Source organism: Bradyrhizobium sp. USDA 4452, assembly GCF_054063575.1.
In genome coordinates, this window is the sequence record NZ_JBSSGK010000001.1 from 1,324,109 (window position 1) to 1,350,029 (window position 25,921).

At 64.5% G+C, this 25,921-nt stretch carries 21 protein-coding genes; 4 read left to right on the forward strand and 17 right to left on the reverse strand.

Going from position 1 to position 25,921, the window contains the following annotated elements:
* Window positions 1-16 precede the first annotated feature (16 nt).
* The 5 genes from ACVISU_RS06505 to ccmI all read right to left on the reverse strand — a co-directional run bounded on the left by ACVISU_RS06505 (window position 17) and on the right by ccmI (window position 5,952).
* Window positions 17-1,600: a Do family serine endopeptidase gene (locus ACVISU_RS06505; RefSeq protein ID WP_050400808.1), complete on the reverse strand. Its 1,584-nt coding sequence runs from the start codon at window positions 1,598-1,600 to the stop codon at window positions 17-19.
* A gap of 170 nt (window positions 1,601-1,770) precedes the next feature.
* Window positions 1,771-2,277, reverse strand: a complete 507-nt coding sequence (locus ACVISU_RS06510) for a cytochrome c-type biogenesis protein (protein WP_456706380.1) — start codon at window positions 2,275-2,277, stop codon at window positions 1,771-1,773.
* Window positions 2,277-4,262 carry a heme lyase CcmF/NrfE family subunit gene (locus ACVISU_RS06515; protein WP_456706381.1) on the reverse strand — a complete coding sequence of 662 codons (1,986 nt, stop codon included), beginning with the start codon at window positions 4,260-4,262 and terminating at the stop codon, window positions 2,277-2,279. Before ACVISU_RS06515 ends, ACVISU_RS06510 begins: the two co-directional genes overlap by 1 nt.
* Window positions 4,259-4,753: a cytochrome c maturation protein CcmE gene (ccmE, locus tag ACVISU_RS06520; protein ID WP_456706382.1), complete on the reverse strand. Its 495-nt coding sequence runs from the start codon at window positions 4,751-4,753 to the stop codon at window positions 4,259-4,261. The genes ACVISU_RS06515 and ccmE overlap by 4 nt, the downstream gene beginning before the upstream one ends.
* 59 nt (window positions 4,754-4,812) lie before the next feature.
* Window positions 4,813-5,952 (reverse strand): c-type cytochrome biogenesis protein CcmI, encoded by a 1,140-nt coding sequence (ccmI, locus tag ACVISU_RS06525; protein ID WP_050400812.1) that lies wholly within the window; start codon window positions 5,950-5,952, stop codon window positions 4,813-4,815.
* A gap of 448 nt (window positions 5,953-6,400) precedes the next feature.
* Here ccmI and ACVISU_RS06530 point away from each other — a divergent pair, with 448 nt between their 5' ends.
* The gene (locus tag ACVISU_RS06530) at window positions 6,401-7,207 is read left to right on the forward strand and encodes a Crp/Fnr family transcriptional regulator (RefSeq protein ID WP_456710772.1); all 807 of its coding nucleotides are present in this window, start codon (window positions 6,401-6,403) and stop codon (window positions 7,205-7,207) included.
* A 600-nt stretch (window positions 7,208-7,807) separates the two neighbouring features.
* Here ACVISU_RS06530 and ACVISU_RS06535 read toward each other — a convergent pair.
* The 7 genes from ACVISU_RS06535 to ACVISU_RS06565 form a co-directional block, all read right to left on the reverse strand.
* Window positions 7,808-8,584: a DUF5677 domain-containing protein gene (locus tag ACVISU_RS06535; RefSeq protein ID WP_456706383.1), complete on the reverse strand. Its 777-nt coding sequence runs from the start codon at window positions 8,582-8,584 to the stop codon at window positions 7,808-7,810.
* Between the two features lie 67 nt (window positions 8,585-8,651).
* Window positions 8,652-9,167 carry a type II toxin-antitoxin system VapC family toxin gene (locus ACVISU_RS06540; protein WP_456706384.1) on the reverse strand — a complete coding sequence of 172 codons (516 nt, stop codon included), beginning with the start codon at window positions 9,165-9,167 and terminating at the stop codon, window positions 8,652-8,654.
* Window positions 9,168-9,917: a hypothetical protein gene (locus tag ACVISU_RS06545; protein WP_456706385.1), complete on the reverse strand. Its 750-nt coding sequence runs from the start codon at window positions 9,915-9,917 to the stop codon at window positions 9,168-9,170.
* Window positions 9,918-9,976: 59 nt separating this feature from the next.
* Entirely contained in the window at window positions 9,977-11,371 is a 1,395-nt protein-coding gene (locus ACVISU_RS06550) for a hypothetical protein (protein ID WP_050400813.1), read from the reverse strand.
* A gap of 1,079 nt (window positions 11,372-12,450) precedes the next feature.
* Window positions 12,451-12,621 (reverse strand): hypothetical protein, encoded by a 171-nt coding sequence (locus ACVISU_RS06555; RefSeq protein WP_172803493.1) that lies wholly within the window; start codon window positions 12,619-12,621, stop codon window positions 12,451-12,453.
* Between the two features lie 122 nt (window positions 12,622-12,743).
* Complete coding sequence (locus tag ACVISU_RS06560) at window positions 12,744-14,120, reverse strand: sensor histidine kinase (protein WP_050400814.1); 1,377 nt, start codon at window positions 14,118-14,120, stop codon at window positions 12,744-12,746.
* A gap of 218 nt (window positions 14,121-14,338) precedes the next feature.
* Window positions 14,339-15,001, reverse strand: coding sequence for a response regulator transcription factor (locus ACVISU_RS06565; RefSeq protein ID WP_050400815.1), 663 nt, complete (start codon window positions 14,999-15,001; stop codon window positions 14,339-14,341).
* Between the two features lie 362 nt (window positions 15,002-15,363).
* On the opposite strand from ACVISU_RS06565, the gene ACVISU_RS06570 reads away from it, so the two are divergent.
* Window positions 15,364-15,732: a hypothetical protein gene (locus ACVISU_RS06570; RefSeq protein WP_063695205.1), complete on the forward strand. Its 369-nt coding sequence runs from the start codon at window positions 15,364-15,366 to the stop codon at window positions 15,730-15,732.
* Between the two features lie 89 nt (window positions 15,733-15,821).
* Here the strand turns inward: ACVISU_RS06570 and galE are convergent, their stop codons facing one another.
* The 4 genes from galE to ACVISU_RS06590 all read right to left on the reverse strand — a co-directional run bounded on the left by galE (window position 15,822) and on the right by ACVISU_RS06590 (window position 19,719).
* Window positions 15,822-16,817, reverse strand: coding sequence for a UDP-glucose 4-epimerase GalE (gene galE / locus ACVISU_RS06575; protein WP_456706386.1), 996 nt, complete (start codon window positions 16,815-16,817; stop codon window positions 15,822-15,824).
* Window positions 16,818-16,988: 171 nt separating this feature from the next.
* Entirely contained in the window at window positions 16,989-17,618 is a 630-nt protein-coding gene (locus ACVISU_RS06580; RefSeq protein WP_456706387.1) for a transglutaminase-like cysteine peptidase, read from the reverse strand.
* 187 nt (window positions 17,619-17,805) lie between these two features.
* Window positions 17,806-18,468, reverse strand: a complete 663-nt coding sequence (locus tag ACVISU_RS06585; protein WP_050400818.1) for a ParA family protein — start codon at window positions 18,466-18,468, stop codon at window positions 17,806-17,808.
* Window positions 18,469-18,483: 15 nt separating this feature from the next.
* Entirely contained in the window at window positions 18,484-19,719 is a 1,236-nt protein-coding gene (locus ACVISU_RS06590; protein WP_050400838.1) for a glycosyltransferase family 4 protein, read from the reverse strand.
* Window positions 19,720-19,916: 197 nt separating this feature from the next.
* Here ACVISU_RS06590 and ACVISU_RS06595 point away from each other — a divergent pair, with 197 nt between their 5' ends.
* Both ACVISU_RS06595 and ACVISU_RS06600 read left to right on the forward strand, forming a co-directional pair.
* Window positions 19,917-20,852: a hypothetical protein gene (locus ACVISU_RS06595; RefSeq protein ID WP_456706388.1), complete on the forward strand. Its 936-nt coding sequence runs from the start codon at window positions 19,917-19,919 to the stop codon at window positions 20,850-20,852.
* Between the two features lie 25 nt (window positions 20,853-20,877).
* On the forward strand, window positions 20,878-23,433 hold the full coding sequence (locus ACVISU_RS06600) for a glycosyltransferase (protein WP_456706389.1): 2,556 nt from the start codon (window positions 20,878-20,880) through the stop codon (window positions 23,431-23,433).
* Here the strand turns inward: ACVISU_RS06600 and ACVISU_RS06605 are convergent.
* The gene (locus ACVISU_RS06605; RefSeq protein WP_456706390.1) at window positions 23,374-25,722 is read right to left on the reverse strand and encodes a glycosyltransferase family 2 protein; all 2,349 of its coding nucleotides are present in this window, start codon (window positions 25,720-25,722) and stop codon (window positions 23,374-23,376) included. The genes ACVISU_RS06600 and ACVISU_RS06605 overlap by 60 nt on opposite strands.
* Window positions 25,723-25,921: the final 199 nt, after the last annotated feature.

The following is a 25,921-nucleotide window of genomic DNA, read 5'->3' on the forward strand; positions in this document are numbered from 1 at the left end:
TCCAACTCATAGATAGTTATCCCTTGGCCAGCGGCACTGCCACAAAGCGCGACGAACCGCCGCTCTTCACGCGCATGAGAACGCTGTTCTTGTTGTCATTGCGCGCCGCGGTGATCGCATCACGCACCTCACCGGCGGTGCCGACGGACTTGCCGGCGACCTCGAGGATCACGTCGCCTTCCTTGAAGCCCCGCTCAGCGGCAGCACTCTTGGGATCGACTTCGGTCACGACCACGCCTTCCTTGCCGGCACCGGCCACGCTGTTGGCGGGCGCCACGGTGAGGCCCAGCTTCGGCACGTCGGTGCCGCGGGACGAATTGCCCTTGTCGCTGTTGTCGGTGTCAGCCTTGGCTTCCAGGTTGTTCGGCAACTGGCCGAGCGTGATGCTGACGGTCTTGTCCTGCCCCTTGTGCAGCACGTTCAGCTTCACGGCATTGCCGGGCGCGAGGCCGCCGATGGTGCGGGCGAGTTCGCGCGCATCCTTCACCGGCTCGCCATTGACGGCGGTGATGACGTCACCGGACTCGATGCCGGCCTTGGCCGCGGGGCCGTTGGCCTGCGGTTCGGCAACCAGCGCGCCTTCGGCCTTCTTCATGCCGAGGCTGTCGGCGATGTCAGAGGTCACCGGCTGGATCTGGACGCCGATCCAGCCGCGGCTGACCGAGCCCTTGTCCTTCAGCTGGGCGACGACGCTCTTGACGGTCTGGGCCGGGATCGAGAACGCGATGCCGACGCTGCCGCCGGACGGCGAGTAGATCGCGGTGTTGACGCCCATCACCTCACCGGACACGTCGAACGCCGGGCCACCCGAATTGCCCTTGTTCACGGGCGCATCGATCTGGATGAAATCGTCATACGGGCCGTTGCCGATGTCGCGGCCGGAGGCCGAGACGATGCCCGCGGTCACCGTGCCGCCGAGGCCGAACGGATTGCCGACCGCCAGCACCCAGTCGCCGATGCGCGGCTTGGTGTCGGAGAGCTTGGCGAACTGGAAGTTGGAGCCGCCCTCGACCTTGATCAGCGCGAGGTCGGTGCGCGGATCGGTGCCGATCACCTTGGCGGAATAGGTCTTGCCGTCGTCGGTCGTGACCTCGACCTTGTCGGCGCCGTCGACGACGTGATTGTTGGTCACGGCATAACCGTCAGCCGAGATGAAGAAGCCGGAGCCCTGGCCCGTCACCACGCCACCGCCGCGCGGTCCACCGCGCAGACCCGGGGGCAGGCCGTCCGGACCGCCGAAGCGGCGGAAGAAGCGCTCCATCGGCGAACCCGGCTGGAACGGCGAATCGTCGTTGCCGCTGTCGTCCTTCGCGACCTTCTCGCGAATATTGACCTTGACCGAGATCACCGACGGCTTCACCCGTTCGACGATGTCGGCGAACCCGACCGGCTGCTGAACCTTCTTGACCTCGTTGTTGACCTGCGCATGCGCGGGGGTCGTGAACAGGTCGGCCGGATTGTGGGTCGGGCTGAAGCCGTAGGTGGCGGCGCCGAGGCCGGCCACGACCGACGCCATCAGCGCGAGTTTGCGGGCAGAGAACAGCGAGCGCTTCGGCGCCTTGTAGGACGGAAGGGTCGAGAGGTCGGGACGTTCGGTCATGTCTTGAAATCTCCAGGGCCAGAATCATTCGGTGCGGGGCGAGCACCTGATGCGCCTGAACATGGGGTCATCAGCCTTACGGCGCGCTGGCTGCGGAATTAAACTTTGGTAATTGAGCCGGCCCGCGCTGCGGCAGAATAGCGCATGCAAATTAAGGGCTTAGAAAGGAACTAAAGCGGCTTGTCCGGCGCGGATTCGGCCGCCAGCAGCCGTTCCAGGCGCGACGCTTCGTCCGGCGTCAATTCGGGGCTGGAATCGGCCGCGCCGGCGGGCAGATTTGCCTTGCGCCGACCGAGCCGCCAGAGCGCGAAACCGCCCAGCAGAAGCGCCAGCGGCGGGGTCAGCCACAGCATCAGGGTGTGCTCGTTGAGGCGCGGCTTCAGCAGCACGAATTCGCCATAGCGGGCCACCAGGAAATCGATCACCTGGCGGTCGCTGTCGCCGGCCGAGATCCGCTCGCGCACCAGCAGGCGGAGGTCGCGCGCCAGCGGCGCCTCTGAATCGTCGATCGACTGGTTCTGGCAGACCATGCAGCGCAGCTCTTTCGAGAGCTCGCGCGCCCTCGCCTCCTTTGCCGGATCCGACATGATCTCGTCGGGCAGCACCGCCCGCGCCGGCATCGCGCCGAGCATCAGGCTCGTCGCAATCACGGCGGCTGCAACCGCGCGCGACCGCATCACTCGGCCGCCTGGAAGGCGCGCGCCGCGGCTTTGGCCGGCTTCGGCGCGCCGACCCGCAAACGGCGGTCGGACAGCGACAGCAAGCCGCCGAAGGCCATCAGCACCGGACCCCACCAGATCATCAGCACGAGCGGCTTGTGATAGATGCGCACCGCGATGGCGCCGTCGGCCGTGGTATCGCCGAGCGAGATATAGAGCTGGCTCGCGCCGCGCGTCAGCAGCGCGGCCTCGGTCGTCGAGGCGCCGCGGGTCGTGAAGTTGCGCTTCGACGGCGTCATCACGCTGACCTTCTCGCCGTCACGGCTCACGGTGAATTGCGCGACCATCTCACGGAAGTTCGGCCCCTGCCGCGGGCTGAGGCCGTCGAGCCGCAGCTCGTAGCCGGCGACCCTGGCGATGTCGTCCGGCTTCATCGAGCCGATATATTCGCTGTTCCAGGTGGTCTCGCAGACGATCCCGATCAGGGCTATGCCGAGGCCGGCATGCGCGAACGCCGTGCCCCAGGTCGCACGCGGCAGGCCGCGCGCACGCCGCAGCGAGAGCGACAGCGGAATCCGGAACAGCGCGACGCGCTCGGCGAGATCGCACAGCGCGCCCATGATCACGAAGGCGGCAAGCCCGATCGCGAGCGGCGCCAGGGTCGCGCCGCCATAGGTCCAGGCAAACACCAGCGCGATCGCAACCAGCGCGACGATGCCGGCGACCATCAGGCGCTGCGCCGCGCCGAGCAGGTCGCCGCGCTTCCAGGCCAGCAGCGGCCCGAACGGCACCGCCAGCAGCAGCGGCACGAACAGCGGCGCGAAGGTGAAATTGAAGAACGGCGCGCCGACCGAGATCTTCTCGCCGGTCAGCACTTCGAGCGCCAGCGGATACAGCGTGCCGATGAACACGGTCGCGCAGGCCGTGGTGAGCAGCAAATTGTTGAGCACCAGCGCGCCCTCGCGCGAGATCGGCGCGAACAGCCCGCCCTGCTTCAGCGCCGGCGCGCGCCAGGCATAAAGCGACAGGCTGCCGCCGATGAACACGAACAGGATCAGCAGGATGAACACGCCGCGGGTCGGGTCGGTGGCGAAGGCGTGAACCGAGGTCAGCACGCCGGAGCGCACCAGGAAGGTGCCGAGCAGCGACAGCGAGAAGGTCAGGATCGACAGCAGCACGGTCCAGACCTTCAGCGCGTTGCGCTTCTCCATCACCAGCGCCGAATGCAGCAGCGCGGTGCCGCCCAGCCACGGCATCAGCGAGGCGTTCTCGACCGGGTCCCAGAACCACCAGCCGCCCCAGCCGAGCTCGTAATAGGCCCAGTAGGAGCCCATCGCGATGCCGAGGGTGAGGAATATCCACGCCATCAGCGTCCACGGCCGCACCCAGCGCGCCCAGGCGGCATCGATCCGCCCCTCGAGCAGCGCCGCCACCGCGAACGAGAACGAGATCGAGAAGCCGACATAGCCGAGATAGAGCATCGGCGGATGCACCGCGAGGCCGATATCCTGCAGCACCGGATTGAGGTCGCGCCCCTCGATCGGCGGATTGGCGATGCGCAGGAACGGGTTCGAGGTGATCAGGATGAACAGATAGAACGCGGTGGCGACCCAGGCCTGCACGGCCAGAACATGGGCGCGCAGCGACAGCGGCAGGTTGTTGCCGAAGGCGGCGACGAGGCCGCCGAACAGCGCCAGGATCGACACCCAGAGCAGCATCGATCCTTCATGGTTTCCCCACACGCCGGTGATCTTGTAGAGCAGCGGCTTGAGCGAATGCGAATTCTCGAACACATTGGCGACCGAGAAATCCGAGGTGACGTGCAGGGTTACCAGCGCCGCGAACGAGACCGCGACGAACAGCAATTGCGCGAGCGCGGTCGAGCGCGCGACGTTCATCAACGCCGCATCGCGCCAGCGCGCGCCGACGATCGGCACGATCGACTGGATCAGCGCCAGCGCGAGCGCGAGCACCAGGGCATAATGTCCGCTTTCGGCGATCACCGCATGGCTCCCTGGGTCGGCGCCGCGGAGGCGCTCGGCATGTTGCTTGGCTTGCCGTAATCGTCCTTCCAGTGGCCCTGCTTCTTCAGGGCATCGGCGACATCCTTCGGCATGTAGGTCTCGTCATGCTTGGCGAGCACGGTGTCGGCCCGGAATACGCCGTTCGCATCGAGCGCGCCTTCGGCGACGACGCCCTGCCCCTCGCGGAACAGATCCGGCAGGATGCCCTTGTAGGCGACCGGCAGCGTCGCAGCACCGTCGGCGACGGTGAAGGTCACCGCGAGATTGTCGCCGCGCTTGAGCGAGCCCTGCTCCACCAGCCCGCCGAGGCGGAACCGCTTGCCCGGACCGAGATGCTTTTCGGCGACCATCGACGGCGTCGAGAAGAACACGATGGAATCGCGCAGCGCGTTCAGCACCAGGCCCGCGGCGATCGCGAGCACGACGAGCGCGCAGCCGATCAGTGTCAAACGCCGTTGCTTCCTGGTCATGGTCCATCCTTGCGCATGACGTTGTCCGAAAACCGCTGTGCACTTTTCGGCGTCATGCTCTATCCATCCAGCCCGAGATTCTTCAGCCCTTCATTGAGCTGCCGCAACCGGTCCGCATCATTGGCCACCGCCTGACGGGCATCGGCCAGCGCGCTCATCGCCTTGTCGCGCTCGCCCATCACGAGATAGGCGCGGACCAGCCGCAGCCAGCCTTCGACGTCGTCGCCATTGGTCTTCAGCCGCGTCGCCAGCCGATCGACCATGCCCTTGATCATGGTGCTGCGATCGGCCTCGCTCATGTCCTTGGCCGCGGCCATCGCACTATCCGGCAATGCGGGTGCGCTGGCGCCACCGGGCGCGCTCACGCCGGCGGGGACGGTGCCGCCGACCCGAACCAGCGCGGCCTGCACCAGCGGCCGCCATGGCGCATCGGACGGCCCCTTCGCCAGCATCTTCTGCCAGAGCGCCGCGGCGTCGGCCTTGCGGCCGTCCTGCTCGGCGGCGAGGCCGAGGAAATAGTTCGCCTTGGCGTCGTCGCCATTCAGCGCGACCGCGCGCTCGAACTCCGCCTTGGCGTCGGCAGTGACGACGCCGCCGGCGCTCCCCATCAACGCCTCGCCGAGATCGGCGCGGCGGTCGGCGCTGTCGCCGGCATATGTGATGGCGTTGCGATAGGCGCGGACGGCATCATCGTAGCGGCCGAGCCGCGACAGCACCGGTGCCAGCACGGTCCAGCCGCGGCCGTCGGTCGGGTTCTTCTCCAGATGGGCCTCGACCTGCGCCACCAGATTGGTCAGCGGCTGGTTGGCATCGGCGACCCGGCTGCGCTCGGCGAGCGGAAAGTCGCCGAGCCGCGGCGAGCCGAGCGCGAGATAGAAGCTCGAGGCAATCACCGGCAACCCGACCAGCGCCACCACCGCGGCGGCACGCCGCAGCGTGATGCTGCCTGTCACCGGGACGTCACGTCCGCTCTGGTCGGCGGCCGCCAGCAGCCGGCGGCTGATCTCGACCCGGGCGGCATCGGCCTCGGCGGCGCCGATGATCCCTGCGGCCATGTCGCGGTCGATCTCGGCAAGCTGGTCGCGGTAGACCACGACCTCGCTGCCGCCCGCGTCCGCCCGCCCGCGCCGGCTGAGCGGCCACAGCACGGCGAAGATCGCCGCGACCGTCATCAGCGCGAACACAAACCACAGCGTCATCAAGCGGTTCCCGGATGGAACGGCGGCTTCCGGCAAGCCACCTTAGAATCGCTTTACACTACCGGCGGCGAGCCCGGCAATTGACAATTGCTGGATCGACCGAAGGTCGAAATCAGCCGGTTTCCGGCGCCGTTCCGGCGGACTTGCAACGGCGTCTTCCGGGTGAAGGCGCGCGCGACCAAAATATCGAAAACAACCCCATGCACAGTAGCCGGGAGGCTTCCCGCCGGCGCTCGAATGCCGACTTGACACGTCGGGCAACTCAGCGGCACACTTCCATTATTCCGAAATTTCGCAAGTGCTCGTCCTCATCGCTGCCGATGATCGCCGAATTCCTTGTTTGTGCTCTATCTTGCTCTCGCTGAGTCTTTCGTTTGAGTTAGCGCAATGGTTTCATCCGGAATAACCGCTGCCGGTATTGGCTTACACAACAGTTTGGCGAAACCAAATGACGCTTAGCGCAGACGTGTCCAGCATACTGGATCGCATTCTAGATGCAGCAACCGACAACCTCAGGTTCGCGAAAATTCTGGTTCAGATGGGGCTCGATCCCAGCAACGTGACCTGGGACGCCATCTTCAGCCGCCTGCTGGAAATCTTTCTGCACAACATTACCCTGGCAAACATGTTCGCCCTGGTCGGCGCGAGCTTCTTTGTCGCCACCCTGCTGACGCAGACCATGGTGCCGCTCCGGGTCGCCAACATGGTCGGTTGCGTGTTCTTCGCCATCTTCGGTGCGCTCACTGGAGCCGTCACCACATTTCTGCTTTATCTCCTGATGGTTCCCATCAACGCCTACCGCCTTCGTCAAATGCTCGCTCTCGTGAAGAAGGCCCGCGCCGCAACACAGGGCGACACGTCGATGGAGTGGCTCAAGCCGTTCATGACCCAGCGCAAGTATCGCAAGGGCGATATCTTGATGAAGAAAGGTGACGCAGCCAACGAAATGTTGCTGACGGTTACCGGCAGATTCCGGGTCGTCGAAATCAGCGTCGATGTTCCGCCGGGCCGCCTGATGGGCGAACTCGGCTTCCTCACACCTGACAACCGCCGAACCGCGACGATCGAGTGTATCGAGGATGGCCACGTTCTAGCCATCACCTATGAAAAGCTGCTCGAGATCTATTTCCAGAACCCGCAGTTCGGCTATTACTTCCTTGTCTTGACCAGCCAGCGCCTGCTGGAAAATCTCGCGCGGGCCGAAGCCATCATCGCGGAGAACAAGATCGCGGTGCAGACGGCCTCGGCGAACTAACGCGCACGATTGATCGCGGAGAATTAAGTGCACTGTCGCCGCAATACCGCTTCCACTCCATTGGCCGGAAGACCTCGAAGGACGACGATACGACATGCAGCAGAAGATGGTTGAGTGGTTGAAGCGATTCTCAGCATGTCGCCATTCGAGAGCGCGGTTTTCGGTCGTTAACGAGGGAAACTAAATATAAATGTGGACGCGCTAACGCCATGAACAATCGTGTAAATCATCGATTTTGAGCGGCAAAATTCACACGTAAGCCATACCGCCGGGATTGCGCGTTTTTCGATTTGTGGCATCAATGAATTGCCCCCGCAAGACACTGACTCTCAAGATTTCCAATGGAGAGCTGTGTCATGTCCGACCACCAACTGAGATTTAAGGGCCCCGGCTTCGATTTCGACGCCAAGGGATGGCAGGCAATCGCCGCAGCCATCCTCATTGTGGGTATCGTGGCGTGGCTATGGCACTAGGGCACGGTAACCTCGACGCCGCACATCCTCTCATGAAACTCCGCCACCTTCGGCAGGAACGCGTCGATCTGCGCGGGGGTTGCAAGTGACAGAGATACAGCCAGGAAGGCAACGGTGCGCTGAGGTACTATTTATTAGCGTTAGCCGTCGTGCTTGCTTCGTCACGCGTCCGGTTCGACAGTTCGTCGTGGCGAGAGGCGCGAGCTTGTAGCTGTTCACCGCCTGACGTTCCTCCAAGAATCTGGTTGACGCCGACGCATACGCCGAGCGCCGACATCGATAGATACTCTAAAGTTTCCGCGACCTGGCTGGGCCGAACGACGGGATTGGTGTCAAAGCCAGGCCCCTGGGGATCGGCGACCACGTAGCGGTGCAGCGCCGTCGCGGAGGGGTGTGCCGAGTCCGATGAAAGCTGCGCATAGAAGATGTAACTGCGCTTGAAGTCATCTCGGATGCCCGCCACAGCCTTCGGATTGAGCATCTTAGTAACCGGTCCGTTTCGGTTAAGGTCGCGCATCACGGCGCGCAGCCGCTCCTCAACCTCATCGTTAAGCTGGTACTCGCCGGAGAATATGGCCTGTCCCAACGAGCGGCGATGGCTTAGTTCATCGTCGCGCATCTGTTTGACGAACTTATCGCCGTCCTCCGCTAGGCCAACCACCCAATAGAGATTTTCGAATACGCAGCGCGTGACGATGCGTGCCTCGACGATCCGGTGGGCCTGCAGGAGGATAAGCGCGGCCTTGAGGTTCGAGACTGTGCGCGCCAACAGTGTCAGGCTCAGGTATGTGGGATCGGCGAAGCCTTTCTCGGTGATTTTGACGTCAGCCGTCGCGAAGATCGAATTGGCCGTCTCGCCGATTTGTTCGCAGTGTGCCTTCCAGTCCTCGATGAGGGCAGCCATCTTCCTTAGGGGAGCCATTCAAAAAATTGCCTTCAGGAAAGCGATTGCCGCCGCGATAGCAAGCCGCTCAGGGTTTTTCCCGCTTTAGCTTGTCGAACAGGTCGGGAGTTTTTTCGGGCGGGTCGGGCAGGTCTTGCAATCGGATGACTTGAAGTCCCTCCGCCTTGCCAAACCGGTAAATGTCGTCGTCGTTGGAATATATCCGCTCAGCGCCTTCGACCTTCGCAATGGCGACGATTTGCCGATCGAACTTCACCTTGTCCCAGCTTTGCGCGCCTTCCTTTTTGTCGTTGTTGCGTTTGGCCTGGCGGTGACGTTCGGCAGCCTCGACCGCCGCGCGTGGCCCGAACGATGCAATACGAAAGCGCGGCGTCTTGCTGAGAATATCGAGATACTGCGGCGCTGCGTCGCCCGCGCCAATCAGCACTTCACTCAGTGCCGGCGTCGGGACGATCACGACATCCTTTTGCTTGTCGAGGATTTCGATAAGGTGTGTGAGCTTGGCATCGACCTCGCCGACGCCTCTGACCCGGGGGTCGAGGAGCGGCACCAGGAAGGACGTGTCAAACACAACGACCGCCATTTAGTGGCGATCCCGTTCATCGCGCCGCAGGCCGAGAATATCGCTCAACACATCATCGCTTTCATGCCAGGTGCTGCCCTCAACCGCGCGCAGCTTGCCGACGACGTCAGCCATCGGGCTGTCATCCAGCACCTCGAAATCCGTGATGTCGAATTGCTCAAGGCTCCAGGCGCCGCTTTCCTCGCGCACCCACTTGCCGCTGCCATACACGCGGATCACGCCGTTCAAGTAATAGGGCGCGAGACGCCGCGCGACTTCTTCGCCGCGCACGTTGCAATGATACTCAACCTCGCCGTCCTTAAGCCAAACCGGAATTGTCTCATCACGGCCGCCGATGCGGATGATACGGCCGTCGAGCGTGCCGACCTCGCGGAACGGCCCATACTTCACCGGCTTCGGGCGCGTGCGGCCGGGGAATTCGATCACCTGACCGACCGTCGGCCCGGTCAGCACCGCGACGGCGCCGTCCTTCGCCAGCAGGTTGTCGATATTCTTGAAGGCCTGCATCGCGTCCTTCGGGCCATCGCCCCGGCTGACACGACTTACGCGCTCCTCGACCTTCGGGAACGCGACCGGCTCGATGGTCGAAACCAGCACGGCGCTGCCCTTCTCCAAGTGCGAGAAGTGTACGCGCTCACGCTCGCCCAGCAGGATGGCCAGCTCCGCCATGTACTCCGCCAGGCGGGCCATAGGCAGGCTATCGACGCTGAAGACGTCGATTTGCAAGCGGTATTGCTTTCGCTCAGCCACGTCTTTGCGTTCCTTAATTGTTCCTAAAATAGCACCGTTTCGGCCAAATGGTAGTCTCGCTACCCCGCCCGCGACGACTTCCGCTCGCCGGTGACGGCATTCTCCGCCGCCCGGTTCATCAGCGAGGCGTAGTCGTGGCCGAACAGCACTTCGCAGAAGCGGATCGCGGCCTTGACCTGCTGCTGGCGGAAGGCGCGGACGCGGGGCTCGCCGCCGCGCAGCGACTGCACCAGCCCCTCGGTCGCCTGCTCGACATAATGTTGCAGGTCCGAGAAGGTCCGCAGCGTCACCTCGTTGATGGCGAGCTCGCTGGCATAGGTGCGGCACACCGCGACGAAATCGATCAGGGCGGCAGCGTCCTCGACCTCGGACTGATCGATCCTGGCGCCGGCGGTGATGTCCTTGTCGGCGCGCTGGCGCAGGATGCGGCGGACCCGGCCGGGCACGCTGTCGATCTCCGATTGCAGCGCGTTGGAGGTATCGGCGCGAACTGACGTCAGCTGGCGGCCCCAGGTGGAGTCGTTGCGCAGGTCGAGCTCGGTGCGCAGGCCTCGGACGCCGTCATGCAGGGTCTTGAGCTGGTCGCCGACATAATCGAAATGCCCGCGCTTGATGTCGGTGCGCAGGCAGGCCGCGACGAATGACAAATCATGCAGCGCGATGGTGACGGCAATCCCGTACGGCGTTGCCGCGACCCGCAGCTCGTCGTCGGAGGCCGCCATCTTGACGGCAAGGCGGATGAGCTGCCACGGCGCGGCAAGGCGCTGCGCAATCAACGACAGCGCGAACGGCAGCAGTTGCGGCGTCTGCAGCGACGGCAGCTTGAGCGCCTCCATCGCCGAGGCGATCTGTGAATCGGAGAACACCCTGATCTGGCTCGGCAGCCGGCTGCCTAGGGTTTCCAGCGCCTCGCGGGCCTGCAGGACGAGGCCGATCGGCAGCAGGTCCTCGACAACGCTTGGCGGACCGACACGCGCCAGCGCGCGCTGACGGTCGTCCTGCGTCGGCCCCGCGACCTTGATGATGGCTTCCGCGGCCGCGAGCTGGAACTTGCGCGCGGCGATCTCCATCGGACCGCTCTCGGTGGCCGCCGCCAGCGCCGTCTCGAATTCGCGGGCGGCCTCGGGCGCGCCCTCGCGGGCGAGCCACTGCCAGATCGGCAGCAGCGAGGCACGCCGCAGCTGGCCCGGTCGGGTCGGGAAATTGGTCTCGGCGAGGAACGGCTCGAGCGGCCGGAACAGCAGCCGCGCCGGATCGTCGCTGCGCGGCTGGATCTGCTCGTCCTGCTCGGCCCCGCGCACGATCTTGCGCAGCTGCTCCAGCACCAGATTGGCGATCGCGACGTCATCGCCGCGTTCGACGGCGCGCTCCAGCTCCCGCATCAACAACGCCTGCGATTGCGGCGGAAGCTGCGCGAGATAGTCCCTCAGCCGCTCGGTCGATTTCTGGCTCATGCCCGGTCGTGAAAGCTCAAGTGCCCGGCAAACGCCGCAGCCCGTCCGCCCGCGATGATAGAGGGGGGCGCGTTAAGAACGCGTTTAGGAATAATGACCGGCGACGCCGCCCGAAAGGCTGCGCCGCGTCCGCGCTGCAAATCGCATACGATGTCTGCGAAGATTGTCCGCGAGCTCTCCTCGCCTCCGCAAGCCGATGCCGTCCTCTTCGGACGCCGCTCTTGGGAACCAAGACACTTGTCAAACACCCGGGAAAAAGCGGCAATTTATTTACGATTGATTCACACAGGTGATTTCTGAAACCGCCCGCTGATTCGATCCTTTCGGGACTGGGCAGGGCGTTTCATTAAGGTCAAATTACAAGCCCAGAATGGGCCGTCAATTATAGGCAACCGGCGGTTCGGCGTGAGAATGGGAATAAAGAACGGCTCCAGCATCACCTCCAAGGGTGCTGGGGCCGTTTCTCTGCCGGCCACAGGACAGTGAAGTTGCGCGTCACGAGCCTTGGCCGGTTCGGCATCGGCGCGCGCGGCATTCAGCAAAGCGCCGATAGCCCAAACCCGCTCAGCAAAACCAAACGCGAGAGCTGGCGCCCTCCACTGCGCGTCATGCACGCGGCAGAAATTGTAATGAGCCACGTACGGCGCGCAGCAGCAGCGCGGTGATCCAGCTACGACGAAAAGCCGTGGGTGACGCGCACAAGGCGCTGCTGCGCCGCGTCCTGTTCAGCGCGATCCCCGTCGTCCCCTTCATCCGGGCAAGTTGCGTACGACGCGATTGACGGGTGACGTCGGCAAACAGCCTTCAGGCCGCGGATGATTGAAGCCCGCAGCGCGCAGCCATTCGGTCATGCTGGCGCCGGCCTCAGCCTGCCGGGCTAGCTTCAGGAGCGCTTCTCTCTCGATACCCGGGGCGAGCGCTGCGGCCTGTTCGCGTAGCTCTCTGGCTCTCCCAAGGAGGCGCGCTTCAAGTGAATTGGTGTGTCTGACCCGACGTCGAATTTGGCCCATGTGACCGTTTTCCTCCCTCAGCTCCTTACGGGGAACGGGGCGGTAAATCCACATGGGAGCGCAAAGTTCCTATCGGGATTCCTTCATGGTCCGCTCGACTTCATCGGCCAGAGTCCGGTGATGTGCGGCCAACTTGGCGAACAGTTCTTTCTTGACCTTATTGGTCGCCAGCCTGCTGATGAGTTCGCACTCTTCCGCCTCGACACGAAGCTTCTCCAAATGCGTCTGCATGTCCTTCATGAGCGGTCTCCCGAGACCAAGGGATGATTGCACGCACAATACGACTTCCGAAACTCCGTTCACCCACGGAGAACCCCAGGTTGGATCTAGATCCTTCGATCCAGATCAGGGGCAATCATGTCCTACACCGCCGGTAGCACGAGCTCGGCCCGCAGGCCGCCGATTGGCGCGTCGCCCAGGGTGAGCTTGCCGCCATAGAGGCCGGCGAGATCGGTCACGATCGACAGACCGAGCCCCGAGCCGGGCTTGGATTCGTCGAGCCGCTGGCCGCGCCGCGACACCTGGGCGCGCTCGGCCTCCGACAGGCCGCGCCCGTCGTCGTCGACCACGATGCGCAGCCTGGGACCGGCGCCGGACGCCTCCGGCGGGACCACGCCGACCTCGATGAACACCTGGGAGGCCGCCCATTTGCAGGCGTTGTCGACGAGATTGCCGACCATCTCCTCGAGGTCCTGCCGCTCGCCGCGAAACCGCGCCGCCGGATCGGCCTTCGCCTCGATGGAAAGGTCGCGGTCGCGATGGATCTTCTCCATGGTCCGGCGCAGCGCCTCGATCACGGGGGCGACGTCGGTGATGGTGCTGACGATGGTGGCCCGGGCGGCGATCCGCGCACGCTCGAGGTGGTGGGCGACCTGATCACGCATCAGGTCGGCCTGCTCCAGCACCTTGCTGGCGAAGGAATCGTCGGCATGCGCGACCGCCTCGTTCACGATCACCGACAGCGGGGTCTTGATGGCATGGGCGAGGTTGCCGACATGGGTGCGCGAGCGCTCCACGATCTCCCGGTTGGCATCGATCAGGGCGTTGGTCTCGCGCGCCAGCGGCGCGATCTCGACCGGAAACCGGCCCTCGAGCCGCTCGGCGCGGCCGGAGCGGATATCGGCGATCGCATCCGATATGCGCTTGAGCGGCGCCAGGCCGTAGCGCACCTGGAAGATCGTGGTTAGCAGCAGCACGATGCCCAGCGCAGCGAAGGTGCCGCCGAGGTAATAGTCGAAGCTCCGCGTCTCATCGAAGATCTCGGTGGCATCGCCGGCGACGCTGACCAGGAACTTGCCGTCGGCGCCGAGATCGACCGGCCGCTCGACCACGCGCAGGCTCTGGCCTTCGGGTCCGTCGACATAGCCGAGGCGGACGCCGGCGGCGGTCAGCTCGGCGCCGTGGTCTTCGAGCTTGGGCAGCTTCTTGTCCCACAGCGAGCGCGAGGCGCGGGTCTCGCCCTTCTCGGTATCGGTGCGGGTGATCTGCCAGTACCAGCCCGACAGCGGCAGGTCGAACAGCGGTTCGCCGAGCGACTGGAACTGACGGTCCGCCGGCTCGTCAGGTGTCGCCACCTCGGCGATCAGGGTGCGCAGATAGAGGTTGAGCCGCCGGTCGAAGGCACGCTCGGTGGCGTCGCGATAGACCGACGACAGGATGACGCCGGTGATCGCCAGGATCACCACCACCCAGGCGGTCGCCGAGACGAACAGGCGGGTCGCAAGCGAGCTGCCGCCCATCAGAGCACGGGCTCGAACAGCGTGTCAGCGGCAACAGACGTCAGGGATTCAAACATCGGCGAATCCAGTTCTCCCGGCGCAGATCATGCCAATGCCCGTGCACGCCGATCAAGCGCTTCAAGAGCATGATCCGATTGAACAGGACATGCCCGCATCCTTTTGTTCAGTCGCGCTTTCTTCACGCGAGCGAACAAGCAGCCACTTCGCTCGAAAATGGTTTAGGTCGGCGCGGACAGCATATAGCCGAGGCCGCGAACAGTCTGGATGATATCGACTTCCAGCTTCTTGCGGATGCGGCCGACGAACACCTCGATGGTGTTGGAATCGCGGTCGAAGTCCTGGTCGTAGAGATGTTCGACCAGCTCGGTGCGCGAGACCACCCGCCCGGTATGGTGCATCAGATAATCGAGCAGATTGTACTCGTGCGAGGTGAGCTTGATCGGGTTGCCGTTGACGGTGACCCGCTTGGTCCGGGTGTTGAGCACCACCGGCCCGCAGACCAGCTCGACCTGGGCGTGCCCGGTCGCGCGGCGCAGCAGCGCGCGGATCCGCGCCAGCACCTCCTCCAGATGGAAGGGCTTGGCGACATAGTCGTCGGCGCCGGCATCGAAGCCCTGAACCTTGTCGCTCCAGCGGTCGCGCGCGGTGAGAATCAGCACCGGCATCACCCGCTTGTTCCGCCGCCAGGCTTCGAGCACCGAGATACCGTCCATCTTCGGCAGGCCGATATCCAGCACGACGGCGTCGTAGGGCTCGCTGTCGCCAAGGAAATGCCCCTCCTCGCCGTCGAACGCGCGATCGACCACATAGCCGGCGTCCGTGAGCGCGGTGGTGAGTTGGCGGTTCAGATCCGGGTCATCCTCAACGACGAGCAGACGCACTTTAGCCTCCGAGAGTGAGCATTGCGATATTCCGGCATCAAATGAGGCTTCCGGCCGTGAACGGCCTATGAATGGAGCCGCAGGCGAAACCTTATTTTTTCGTCAGGTGCACCATCCCGGGAACCCACGCAAGCGCGATGGGTTCCCGCTGGGAGATGCGCACCGAGTGGGACTGAGTTTCAGTTTAGGGTATTTTTATACCGATGGCGTGGCGAGGAAACGGCGCGTCATGTCGGTCACAGTCGGCCGCCAAGTTAACCTTCGACGACCATTTCCATGTCGCGAACACGAGTGATGCGCTAATTCAGCGAGGGGGTCGTCTGCGGTACAGGACCGGAAATACTTTGTTGCATATTTCACAGATGCGGAAGTTCGGCGTGATTGCAGGCTGGCTTGCGCTCGCCTTTATTGCCTTCGTGACGCTGTCGCCGATCCAGGACCGTCCGTCGTTTTTTCCCCCTCAGACCGAACGCTTCGCCGCATATGCAGTGATGGCGATGGCCTTTGTCGTAGGCTACCCGCGGCGTACCGCGCTGATCGTGCTGTTTGTCGTCTTCAGCTCGTTCACACTCGAGGCGATGCAACTGCTGACACCGGACCGTCACGGCCGCCTGCTTGACGCGATCGTCAAGGTGTCGGGAGGTCTTGCCGGCATCGGCGCAGGTCACCTCATCCTGCTGGTGCTGCGCAGCCAGTTCGGCCGGCTCAGGTCGCGCACGGACACAGCCTAGTCTTCCGCCATTTTGCGGCATGATCTCCGCGCAAACGCGCTCCGCGTTGTCGTGACGGAAAACCGCTTCGCACTTTTCCGGATCATGCCCTATCGCCGGCGCGGATGCGCCTTCTGGTGCCAGGCCCAGGCCGAGCGAATGATGTGGCCGAGATCCGACCGGCTCGCCTTGAAGCCAAGGCCGCGTTCCGATTTCGAGGGATCGGCGACCAGGATCGGCGGATCGCCTGCCCTGCGTTCGCGCACCACGCTCGGCACCGCTTCACCGGTCTCGGCACGGATCGCGTCGAGCACCTCGCGCACCGAATAGCCGGTGCCGGTGCCGAGGTTGAACACACCGCCGGCGTCGCCCTTCAACAAGAGCTCGAGCGCCGCGATATGGGCGGCGGCGAGATCGTCGACATGGATGTAGTCGCGCACCGCGGTGCCGTCGGGCGTGTCATAGTCTTCGCCGAAGATCGCGAAGTCCGGCACGTGCCCGAGCAGCGCCATCAGCGCGCGCGGAATCAAATGCGTCTCGGGATCGCGGAGCTCGCCGATGGTGCCGGAGGCATCGGCGCCGCAGGCGTTGAAATAACGCAGGCAGACCGATTTGAACTGATATGCGGCGCGATAATCATCGAGGATCTGCTCAATCATGAACTTGGAGCGGCCGTAGGGATTGACGCTAGGCCCCGCGGCGCTCTCGGGAATCGGATCGCGCCCGGCATTGCCGTAGACGGCGCCGGTAGAGGAGAACACCAGGCGGTCGCAGCCGGCCTCGCGCATGCCGCGCAGCAGGCCGATCGTGCCGTCAACATTGTTGCTGTAGTATTTCTGCGGATCCGCGACGGACTCGCCGACCGCGCTGAACGCGGCGAAGTGCATCACGGCCAGCGCATCGTGCCCGCGGATGGTGGCAGTGACCCGCTCGTGGTCGGCGACATCGCCGGTTACGAGCGGCCCCCATTGCACGAAGTTGCGATGGCCGGTGGAGAGGTTGTCGTAGACGACCGGGATAAACCCGGCATCGGCGACCGCCTTGGCGCAATGGGATCCGATGTATCCCGCGCCGCCCGTGATGAGGATCGAACCCCTGCTCGCCATTGAAAATGCCGCCCCTGCGCGGACCGATCCCGCGCCTCAACGAACGCGATGGGTACGACATTCCGCCGAACGCAGCAAAACGACTATGGGAATAGCGTTAAGACCGAACGGATTTGCTGCCGCAGCGACGGCAAACGCGCCGCTAGCGCGGCGCGTCGGCCAACCCGGATGTCAGACGCCGGCCTGTGCGAGGGCGGCCCAGCGATCGGGGTTCGCGGGGGTTTGCATCCTGACCCAGCGATAGTGCGCCTGCGACCAGTTGCGGATCTGCGCGTTCAGATTGTCGAGCACGACATCGCCGCCCTGGGCGCGGACCACCAGCACGAGATGATGCTCGCCCCAGGAGGTCACGACCTCGCTCAGCAGCAAGTTACGCATCGGCCAGCCGCGCGCCAGCAGCTCGTGGCGCTTGCTGACGGCATAGTCGTTGCAGTCGCCGCGTGCCGGATTGATCAGCCATTCCTCGCCGGCGAGGCCGCGCTCGTTGCGCTGTGGCGCGATGCTGCGATTGACCGCGGCATTGACCTCGATCAGGTCGGCCATGCGCTGCTTGGTCAGACGTGTGGCGCCGCCGCGGAACACCATGCGGGCGCGGGCTTTCGGCTTGCACTCGTCGGCATAGCGCATGCAAAACATCATGTAGGCCATCGGCGCCAGCGTCGGCTCGCTGAAGCGGATCTTCTCGACCATGCCGCGCAGCGGCAGCGGCGAGCCGATCATTGCAGCCCGGGTCTGCTGCGCGCTGGTCCCGAGCGCGACGATGGCCAGCAGCAAGGCCATCACTCTCTTGACGTTGTACATTCTTCCCTCCCACCGTGACGGGAAGCATGTACGGGAAATGTCTTGAGCCCACGCTCAAGCGCGCGGCGGCATTTGCCTCAAATGCTCGGATGTGCGCGAGCACTCGGTTAACCAAGCCGGATTGCCGCGCCGGCAAGCCCTTCGGCTGCCCAATGATCACGCGCGTCCAGGTCGACGGATCGCGATTCTAGACCGTCACGCGCTGCCGGGGTGCGATCCCGCACCAGCTCATGACGAGGTCGGCGAGTTTCTTGATCTCGATATCCGCGGGCGTGCCGCTGGCGAAATCGGCGACCGATTGACCGAGCGCGACCGCGCGAACATACGCCGAGCGGCTTCCGATCATCGGCCCGATCTCCTCGTCGAGCGCATCCAGCTCCTCGATCAGCTGCTGGCCTTCAAGCGTGCGCTGGTCGACTCGGTTCGGCACGATCATGGCGCGCAGCGCCGTGCGCCGCGCGGCACGCACCTCCCGCACGATGTCGATCGTCCGCGCGGTGGCCTCGATGTCGAGGCCGGAAGGCGTACATGGCATCAGCACGATGTTGGCGACCGCGAGCACGGCACCCAGCACCCGATCATTGGGCGCGGAATCGACGACGATGATCTGATGCGGAATCTGGCGCATCAGCCTGGCCCATTCGGCGACGGGCCGGGTTTCCGGATCGAGCTGGTAGACCGGAAACGACAAATTGCCGGGCTCGGCCCAGTGACAGGCGGAGGCCTGGGAATCGGCGTCGACCAATCCCACCACGCCGGTACGCCGGTCCAGTTCTGCGGCCAGCAGGACCGCAAGCGTTGTCTTTCCGACCCCGCCCTTGCGCTGGGCAACCGAGATGACAAGCGGCATCGCTAGCTCCTGGCGTTATCCGCCGTGCGTGCGCGGGAGGACACCTTCATCGACGAGCGTCAGCATCCGGGGCAGACAGACCCGCTTTGCGTCGTAATTGTCTCGCACAAAGCTCCTCGCCTTCATTCGCATCTTCTTGAAGGCTTTCGGCCGTGACAGCACCGAGACCACCTGATCGGACAGCGCACCAATGTCAAAGAACGGCGCCAGCAGGCCGTTGCCATCCGAGATGATATCGCGAAGCGGGGCGGTGTCCGATGCCACCACCGCACATCCCGCACTCATGGCCTCCAGCAGCGACCATGACAGCACGAAGGGATAGGTCAGATAGACGTGCACCGAGGAGATCTGCAGCAGCGCAAGATACTGGTCCCGGGGAATCCGGCCGAGGAAATGCACGCGGCGGAGATCAATGTCCGACCTGATCTCGTCCAGGAACATCGACTTCCAACTCGATCCCTTCGGCGGATTGGCGCCGTAGGATGTCCCGCTGCCGCCGACGATCACCACCTGCGCATTCGGCCGCGCGGCCATGATCCGCGGCAACGATCGCATGAAGACATGGAATCCGCGCACCGGCTCCAGATTGCGCGAGACGTAGGTGATCACCTCGTCGTCCGCCGACAGCGTCGCGCCGTTCGGAAGCTGAAAGCTGGCGACCGGATTGGGCTTCACCTCATCGGTGTCGACGCCCTCGTGGATCACCTCGATCTTGCTCTGAAATTCGCGGGGAAAGGTCGACCGCTGCCATGGCGTCGGCGAAACGCCGGAATCGCATTCGGTGAGCGCCAGCAGCGTCGTCGCGTTCTTCAAGTGAAGTGCGACATTGCCGTCGAGGCCCGTCATCGGAAACTCGGGATCGAAGCCGACGTCCCTGCCTTCGGCGCCGTAATAGAATTCGCAATAGAGGATGATCCGCGCTTTCGGAAACATCGTGCGCAACGGCAGCGTCTCCCCCCAACCGGGATGCGCGAAGATCAGGTCGGGCACGAAGCCCTGCCCCGACAGCGACGACAGCGCATACAGCACCTCTTCGGCACGCCGCGCCTCGACATCGAAGCGGCGGGCAAAGGGATGCACCATCGCGGAGTCCGATTTGGTCGTCGAATATTTGAGCAGCCGGATATCCCGCGTCGTGCTGGCGGTCGACGATCCGACCGCAACGACCTTGTTGCCGGGCTGCTCCGCGAGCGCACGCGCAATGTGGCGGTACTGGGCTGGGAAGTTGTTGTGGACGAACAGGACGTTCATTGGCGGGCGGGCGCGCCCCCCGGCCGCGCGGTCTCCGATTGAGGTCAGATCCGAGATCATGACCGGCAGGGTGTCTTCGATATGCACGTGCGAACTATCTCACCGGATTAACATTAAGCCCCCTTCTATCACACCAATTTTTGGGGCACACTGTGTGAGAACCATCTCGACCCATTCCGTCAGGCTCGCAGGCGACCATGAACGAACAGATTCAGCAGAAAACCATTGACCTGGCACGGGGTCTTTTCCTGGTTCGCTACAATGGCGCGGACGACAAGACATCACCTCCGGTGGTGCGCGTCTACGCCGATCGCGCCAGCCTTAACAATTGTAACATTATTACCGGACCCGATGCGGCCAATGGAACCCTGTTTGCGCCCGAGACCGCGCTGGTCGTGTCGGTGGCCCGGCCCAGCCGCCTGATCGTCGAGGTCACGGCGGGGCGCGCCGGTGGCTCGACCGCCGCCAATATCAAGATCGAACCGCTGACGCAGGGACAACCGGCCGTGCAGCCGATCGGTCAGCCGGCCGGCCAGCCATTCGGCACCTACGAGCCCGACGCTGGCCCCGACGAATTGAGCGATCTCAAGCTGCTCGCGCATGTCGCGGGTCTGGGTGACGTGACGGTCGGCCCGAATACGTGGATTGCAGGGCCCGCCGCACCCGCCCGAATCGAGGGGATTGCGCTCGATTGGCCAAACAAGCCGCACGATCTCAATCTGCAATATGCCGTCAAGTTCGCCAGGCCGCAGCGCGGTGACAACCAGTTCGTTCCGCTCGGAACCTTTGCCGGAACCCGGGGCCGCGCGCTGGCCATCACGGGGCTCTCGCTGGAGGCCACGGGCCCCGGCGCGGATCGCTACGCCATTGCCGCCGAGACCATCTTCCTCGGGGCTCCTGCCTTGCGCGTCACCGGGAACCGGATTGTGGTGTCAGGCCCTTCGGGCCGGGAACCGCTGGTGGGCCTCAAGCTCAGTCTCGAAGAGCACCGGGTGCAGGCAGCGCCCCTCGCGCCCCGACAGCCAAGGCCCGCTGAACCCGCCCCCCCGATGCCGCGCCAGGAGGCACCGCGCCTCGAGGGACGGGTGCGCGTGTTCCGGAGCCGGCAGAACGCCGTCAAGACGGCGGGCTGACCATGCGGGCAGATAAGGGCGACACTTGACCGCCGACGCGCCCAGGCCCGCCTTTACCTCCAGAACGCTCCACCATGTCGATCTCGAGCGGGCCGCGGTCGGGGCGCTCGAGGCACGTGATTTCCGTCGCGCATTCGCGCTCGCCGACCGCCGCTGCCGGATCTTGCCGCATCCGGGCGCCCGCGCCCATTTGCTGCGCGCCGAAGCGCTGTTTCGCCTCGACCTCATGGATGCGGCGGTCGCCAGCGTCGCCAAGGCGCTCGAACTGGAACCGGACGATCTTGCCGCCGCGCGGCGCATGATGGCTTGGGGCGACGGCCTTGCGCAGATCGAAGCCGCGCGAAGCGTCGCACGGCGCGATGACGATCCGGACTCAGTCAGGAGCGCGCTGCTGCTGCTGGAGCAGAGCGGTCAGGACGCCTGCGCCCGTATCGACTTCCTCGATGAGGAGGTGAAGGGATGGGTGACGTGGCGAGGCGAAGACGATCCACACCTCTCGCTGGCGCAGGCGGATCAATCCAGCACCGTCCGGCTTCCCGCCGATCCCGGTCACAGGTTTGCGCTCAACGGGCGACGCGCTGCGAGCTTCCGTCTGATGCGGCCGGCGTCCACGACCTCGCAACGCCTCGAGATCGCACAGGCGGGCCGCGTCATCGCGAGCATTCAGCTGCCGGCCAACCGCGCGCCGGATCGCCGCAACGCGCCGCAACGGCCGCCTCGCGCCGAGAGCGCCGAAACGCCTCCGCTCACCATCATCATCCCGGTCTACCGGGATTTCGCCGCGACGCGCGCCTGCATCGAGAGCGCATCGACTGCGGTCGCCTGCACGCCGGGCGCGACCATCGTCGTGGTCGATGATGCCTCGCCCGAGCCCGACATCAAGCACCTGCTCGGCGAGCTGGCGTCCGAGCAGCGCATCCGGCTGCTGACCAACGCGCACAATCTCGGCTTTGTCGGCGCGGTCAACCGGGCGCTTGGCGAGACTGATACCGGCGACGTCGTGCTGCTGAACTCGGATACGATACTGCCGAAAGGCGCGCTGCAACGCTTGCGAAGCGCCGTGCAATCGACGCCGGGCGTCGGCACCGCGACCCCGTTCTCGAACAACGGCGAATATACCAGCTTTCCGGTTGCGAACCGGTCGAATCCCCTGCCCTTGCCCGACGAGCTGGAATTGCTGGACGAGCTTGCGGGCACTGCAAATTCCGGGATCGCAATCGACATTCCCAACGGCATCGGGTTCTGTCTCTACATCACCCGCGAATGCCTCGACGCCGCGCATGCGCTCTCCGACGACTTCTATCGCGGCTATCTCGAAGACGTCGACTTCTGCCTGCGCGCCGCGGAGGCCGGCTTCCGCAACGTGTGCATCCCTTCGGTCTTTGTCGGCCACGAAGGCTCGCGCTCGTTTCTTGGCGAGAAGCGTTCGCTGGTGCTGCGTAATCTTCGCGTGCTCGAGCACCGGTACCGGCGCTATGCGACAGAGTGCGCGGCATTCCTGCTCGCCGATCCGCTGCGCGATTGCCGCGCGGCGCTCGAGCTCAAACTGCTCGCCAACGAACAGCACACCGCCGCCCCGCATGTCATCCTCTGCGGTTCTGCCATTGGCTGCGAGATTGCCACCAGGCGGTGCAGACAGCTTGCGGCGCAAGGCACGCGCGGTCTGATCGTGCACTTCCGCGGCGACGAACGACGCCAACCGGCTGCGATCTTCGCCCCGGATGGCGGAGCTCCGCAGTCGATCGCACTCGACGTTGCGACGCCAGAGGGCCGCGACGCTCTCCTGAAGCTGCTCGTCGATCTGCGAATCCGTTCGCTGGAGATTGCGGAGCCGAACCGCATCCCCGGCGCATGTCTCGCGCAGCTCACGCAACATTTCGCCTACGAGCTCCTGATCACCGACACCAGACTTGCCGCGCGCGCCGCGATCGGATCGGGCCTCCATCCGGACTGGACCGGTCTCGTCGAAGGGGCCCGACGGGTGATCGCCATCGGCGAAGCCGCGGCCGCCTTTTCAGTATCGGTTCTCGGCCTGGAAGTGGTCAGGCCGAGCGACCCGTCGGCGCGGCCGGCGCGATATTCTGCCGTCAGCGGCCCGGCGCGCCTCGGCCTGCTTGCCCTGCACGGCAGCGCGGCGGAATTTCGTTTCGTCAGAGCGCTCAGCGATCAAATGGCCGATGCCGATGCAGACGCCGGGATCATCGTGCTCGGCACCACCCTCGACGATCTCAAGCTGATGCAGCGGACAAACGTCATGGTCACCGGCGCAATCGCCGTCGACGACGTCGCCACCCTCATCGAAGGTCACGGCATCACGAAACTGGTGCTCGACATCGGCGAACCGGCATTTGGACATCCGCTGGTGGACGCGCTGCTGGCGACCGGATTGCCGGCGGCCACGACGGAATGGCTTCCAACGCCACCGGGACGTGGCCGAACGACCGACCTGAAGCTGCAGCCCGGCCTCGACGCCGGTGATGCGGCTGCCGCCGTCCTCGACTGGGTGGTCGAGGACGTGCGGCTACATCCCGATCGGAGGAGTGGTCGGCACCGGCTTGAGGTTGGCGCGCGGCTTCCATGACCGCGGCGGCCATGCCATCGAAGAGAACGGCGTCGAATCCAGCCCCAGCAGCGGGCTGTAATAGGGATCGTCGAGCAGCACCTCGCCCCACTTCGCGCGCAGCATCGCCAGCTCATGCCCGAAGCGGGCCTTGCGGTCCGGCGCGGAATCGCGGCCCCGGCTTGCCGATTCCAGGTGAACGAGTTTGGCGTCCGGCGTGAATACGATCCGCTTTCCGAGCTGGCGCAGCTTCAGGCACAAATCGATATCGTTGAAACTGATCGGAAAGCGGATCTCATCCATGCCGCCAACCGCCACGAAGTCGCGCTTGCGCATCAAGAGGCACGCGGCCGTCACCGCCGAACATTCGTGCGCCACCTGGAGCAGATCACCATAGCCGGGATCACCATCCATCCGGTCGTTGAAGGCGTGCGCGGCGGAGAAATTGGCGCCGAGCACCACCCCGCCATGCTGCACGACGCTGCTCGGCCAGAGCAGCTTTGCGCCGACGGCGCCCACATCGGGAGCGGCGAGCCGCCACAGCATCTCCGCCAGCCAGCCATCGTCGAGCGCCTGCACGTCGTTGTTGAGGAAGCAGATGTTGTCGGTATCGACGCAATCGACGGCAGCATTGTTGATGGCTGCGAAGTTGAACGGACCCTCGACCGAAATGACATCGATCTCATCCGCAGAAAGACCCTCCAGATAGTCCAGCGCCTCCGGCTCGCTCGAGCTGTTGTCGACGACGAGAATCCGGGCGTTGGTCTCATGCGCGGCCGGCAAGACCGTCTCGATGCACCGCTTGAGCAGTTCGGCGCGATTTCTGGTCGGGATGATGATGGTGGTGCGCTCGTTCCAATCGACCGCACGTTTGACCCGAACGGCCGGAAGAAGACCAGCTTTCCGCGGCTCGACATTCGCCTCGACGCCGGTCCTGGCGAAATAAGCTTTGCTTGCCGCGACCAGTTCGGCGGTTGCGGCGGACGCATCGATGCGCGGCAACGCCGCGACAGATCCCGGCAGGTGATAGGTTCGCTCACGCTCCATGCAGCCAATGAAGATGTCGTAGAGCGACGCTGCCGATCGCAGCGCTGCCACGGCGCGTTCCCGGCGCACCGCAAAGCAATACGCGCCATAGCCCTGCTCGAGCGCGCGTTCGAGATCGAATGCCGAAAGCAGCAGCGGCCAGACCGCGCCGGCGCCGGCCGAGATCTCGACGTCGCCATAGACGAGATCGCAATTGGGCTCGGACGCGAACACATCAGCGAAGCGCTGCAAGGCATCTTCCGCGAGAATCGTTCCGCTCAGGCAGAACACGAAGAACGCGCTGCTCGCGGCATCGCCGTCGACGAACTCGCGCGCGGCGTCAGGGGCGAACTGACTGAATCCACGCGCCGGCAGGCACACCGCCGACCAGGCCGCGTGGCGTTGCGCCTCCAGGCTCTCGATGCTTTCGTCCACCCTGGCCTCGCCGATCAGGACGACCGCGGCCTCGGACAGCACATCGGACTGTGCTGGCGGCGTTGCCGGTGAGAACCGCCCTTTCCAGCCAGCATAGCTGTGAAACGGCACCGAGGCAGGCAGGAGTTGATCGAACAATTGTCCGCGCAGCCGCTCGCTGTCCCAGCGTCCGAGCTCCGCGATGGTCTGCTCCAGGCCGCGCTCGAAGGCCACGAATGCAACCGGCTCCGCGATCAGGCTCCGTCCCGAAACCGTCCGCGCGGACAGCCCGCGCACGCGACCGTCGGCAAAGTGCTCAGGCAGATGAAAATCGATCCGACGGCCGACGCCGAACTCGCTGCCGCGCGCAACGTTGGTCCACCCGGTCGGCTTCACGGTCATCACCGGGCGCTGCGCGATCAGGATCTCGATGTCCTCGTCGACGTCCTGCGCAAGCCAGCCCTCGAAGCGCAAGCCGCCGGCCCATTTGATCTCGCCGATACGGTGCCACTGCGCGTCCGGTGCAGCGACATCGCAGCGAATCGGAGCACCGACGGGACTTCCGATATTGGCCAGTCTTGCCTCGATGATCGCAGCGTTCGAGCTGACCTCGTCCTGCACGTTGAAGGTAAAGCCAAACCGGCCGTCGCCGATTCCGGCGTCGGCAAGCTGTGTTACAAACTCGTCACACAATGATGACATGTATGGCTCGCCGTCGACCAGCAGTTCGACGGCATAGCGTCGGGTCGGATCGGCGCGATCATAAACAAATCCAGAAAACGTCGTGCGATCGTATCTGGAGAATTGCGTTTGCAACGACGCGTATTCAGCTCCTGAGGGCCTCTGCTTGCCAATCGTCTTCGTGCTCATGTCCACCCCTCAAACGTCGGCTCGATTGTCGGTCGATTTCAAGTTGAGAATGTGTCCATGGCGCGCCCAAGGTGATTAGCGAGCGCTCAACTGCACTCGCGCCATCACCGCTTGCACAAAAAGCCGCCGAGCTCCAACACAAACCATACGTTATAAAACTTGGCGTTATCGGCGCCAATTGTGCTAGTGCTAACTCCTC

Excerpts from the sequence above, each read along its gene's own strand:
- ACVISU_RS06535 (WP_456706383.1), bottom strand. The coding sequence starts at position 8,584 with ATGGCTGCCCTCATCGAGGACTGGAAGGCACACTGCGAACAAATCGGC.
- ACVISU_RS06550 (WP_050400813.1), bottom strand. The coding sequence starts at position 11,371 with ATGAGCCAGAAATCGACCGAGCGGCTGAGGGACTATCTCGCGCAGCTT.
- ACVISU_RS06605 (WP_456706390.1), bottom strand. The coding sequence starts at position 25,722 with ATGAGCACGAAGACGATTGGCAAGCAGAGGCCCTCAGGAGCTGAATAC.
- ACVISU_RS06530 (WP_456710772.1), top strand. The coding sequence starts at position 6,401 with ATGACGCTTAGCGCAGACGTGTCCAGCATACTGGATCGCATTCTAGAT.
- ACVISU_RS06540 (WP_456706384.1), bottom strand. The coding sequence starts at position 9,167 with ATGGCGGTCGTTGTGTTTGACACGTCCTTCCTGGTGCCGCTCCTCGAC.
- galE (WP_456706386.1), bottom strand. The coding sequence starts at position 16,817 with ATGGCGAGCAGGGGTTCGATCCTCATCACGGGCGGCGCGGGATACATC.
- ccmI (WP_050400812.1), bottom strand. The coding sequence starts at position 5,952 with ATGACGCTGTGGTTTGTGTTCGCGCTGATGACGGTCGCGGCGATCTTC.
- ACVISU_RS06560 (WP_050400814.1), bottom strand. The coding sequence starts at position 14,120 with ATGGGCGGCAGCTCGCTTGCGACCCGCCTGTTCGTCTCGGCGACCGCC.
- ccmE (WP_456706382.1), bottom strand. The coding sequence starts at position 4,753 with ATGACCAGGAAGCAACGGCGTTTGACACTGATCGGCTGCGCGCTCGTC.
- ACVISU_RS06505 (WP_050400808.1), bottom strand. The coding sequence starts at position 1,600 with ATGACCGAACGTCCCGACCTCTCGACCCTTCCGTCCTACAAGGCGCCG.
- ACVISU_RS06510 (WP_456706380.1), bottom strand. The coding sequence starts at position 2,277 with ATGCGGTCGCGCGCGGTTGCAGCCGCCGTGATTGCGACGAGCCTGATG.
- ACVISU_RS06555 (WP_172803493.1), bottom strand. The coding sequence starts at position 12,621 with ATGAAGGACATGCAGACGCATTTGGAGAAGCTTCGTGTCGAGGCGGAA.
- ACVISU_RS06590 (WP_050400838.1), bottom strand. The coding sequence starts at position 19,719 with ATGAACGTCCTGTTCGTCCACAACAACTTCCCAGCCCAGTACCGCCAC.
- ACVISU_RS06580 (WP_456706387.1), bottom strand. The coding sequence starts at position 17,618 with ATGTACAACGTCAAGAGAGTGATGGCCTTGCTGCTGGCCATCGTCGCG.
- ACVISU_RS06585 (WP_050400818.1), bottom strand. The coding sequence starts at position 18,468 with ATGCCGCTTGTCATCTCGGTTGCCCAGCGCAAGGGCGGGGTCGGAAAG.
- ACVISU_RS06570 (WP_063695205.1), top strand. The coding sequence starts at position 15,364 with ATGCGGAAGTTCGGCGTGATTGCAGGCTGGCTTGCGCTCGCCTTTATT.
- ACVISU_RS06595 (WP_456706388.1), top strand. The coding sequence starts at position 19,917 with ATGAACGAACAGATTCAGCAGAAAACCATTGACCTGGCACGGGGTCTT.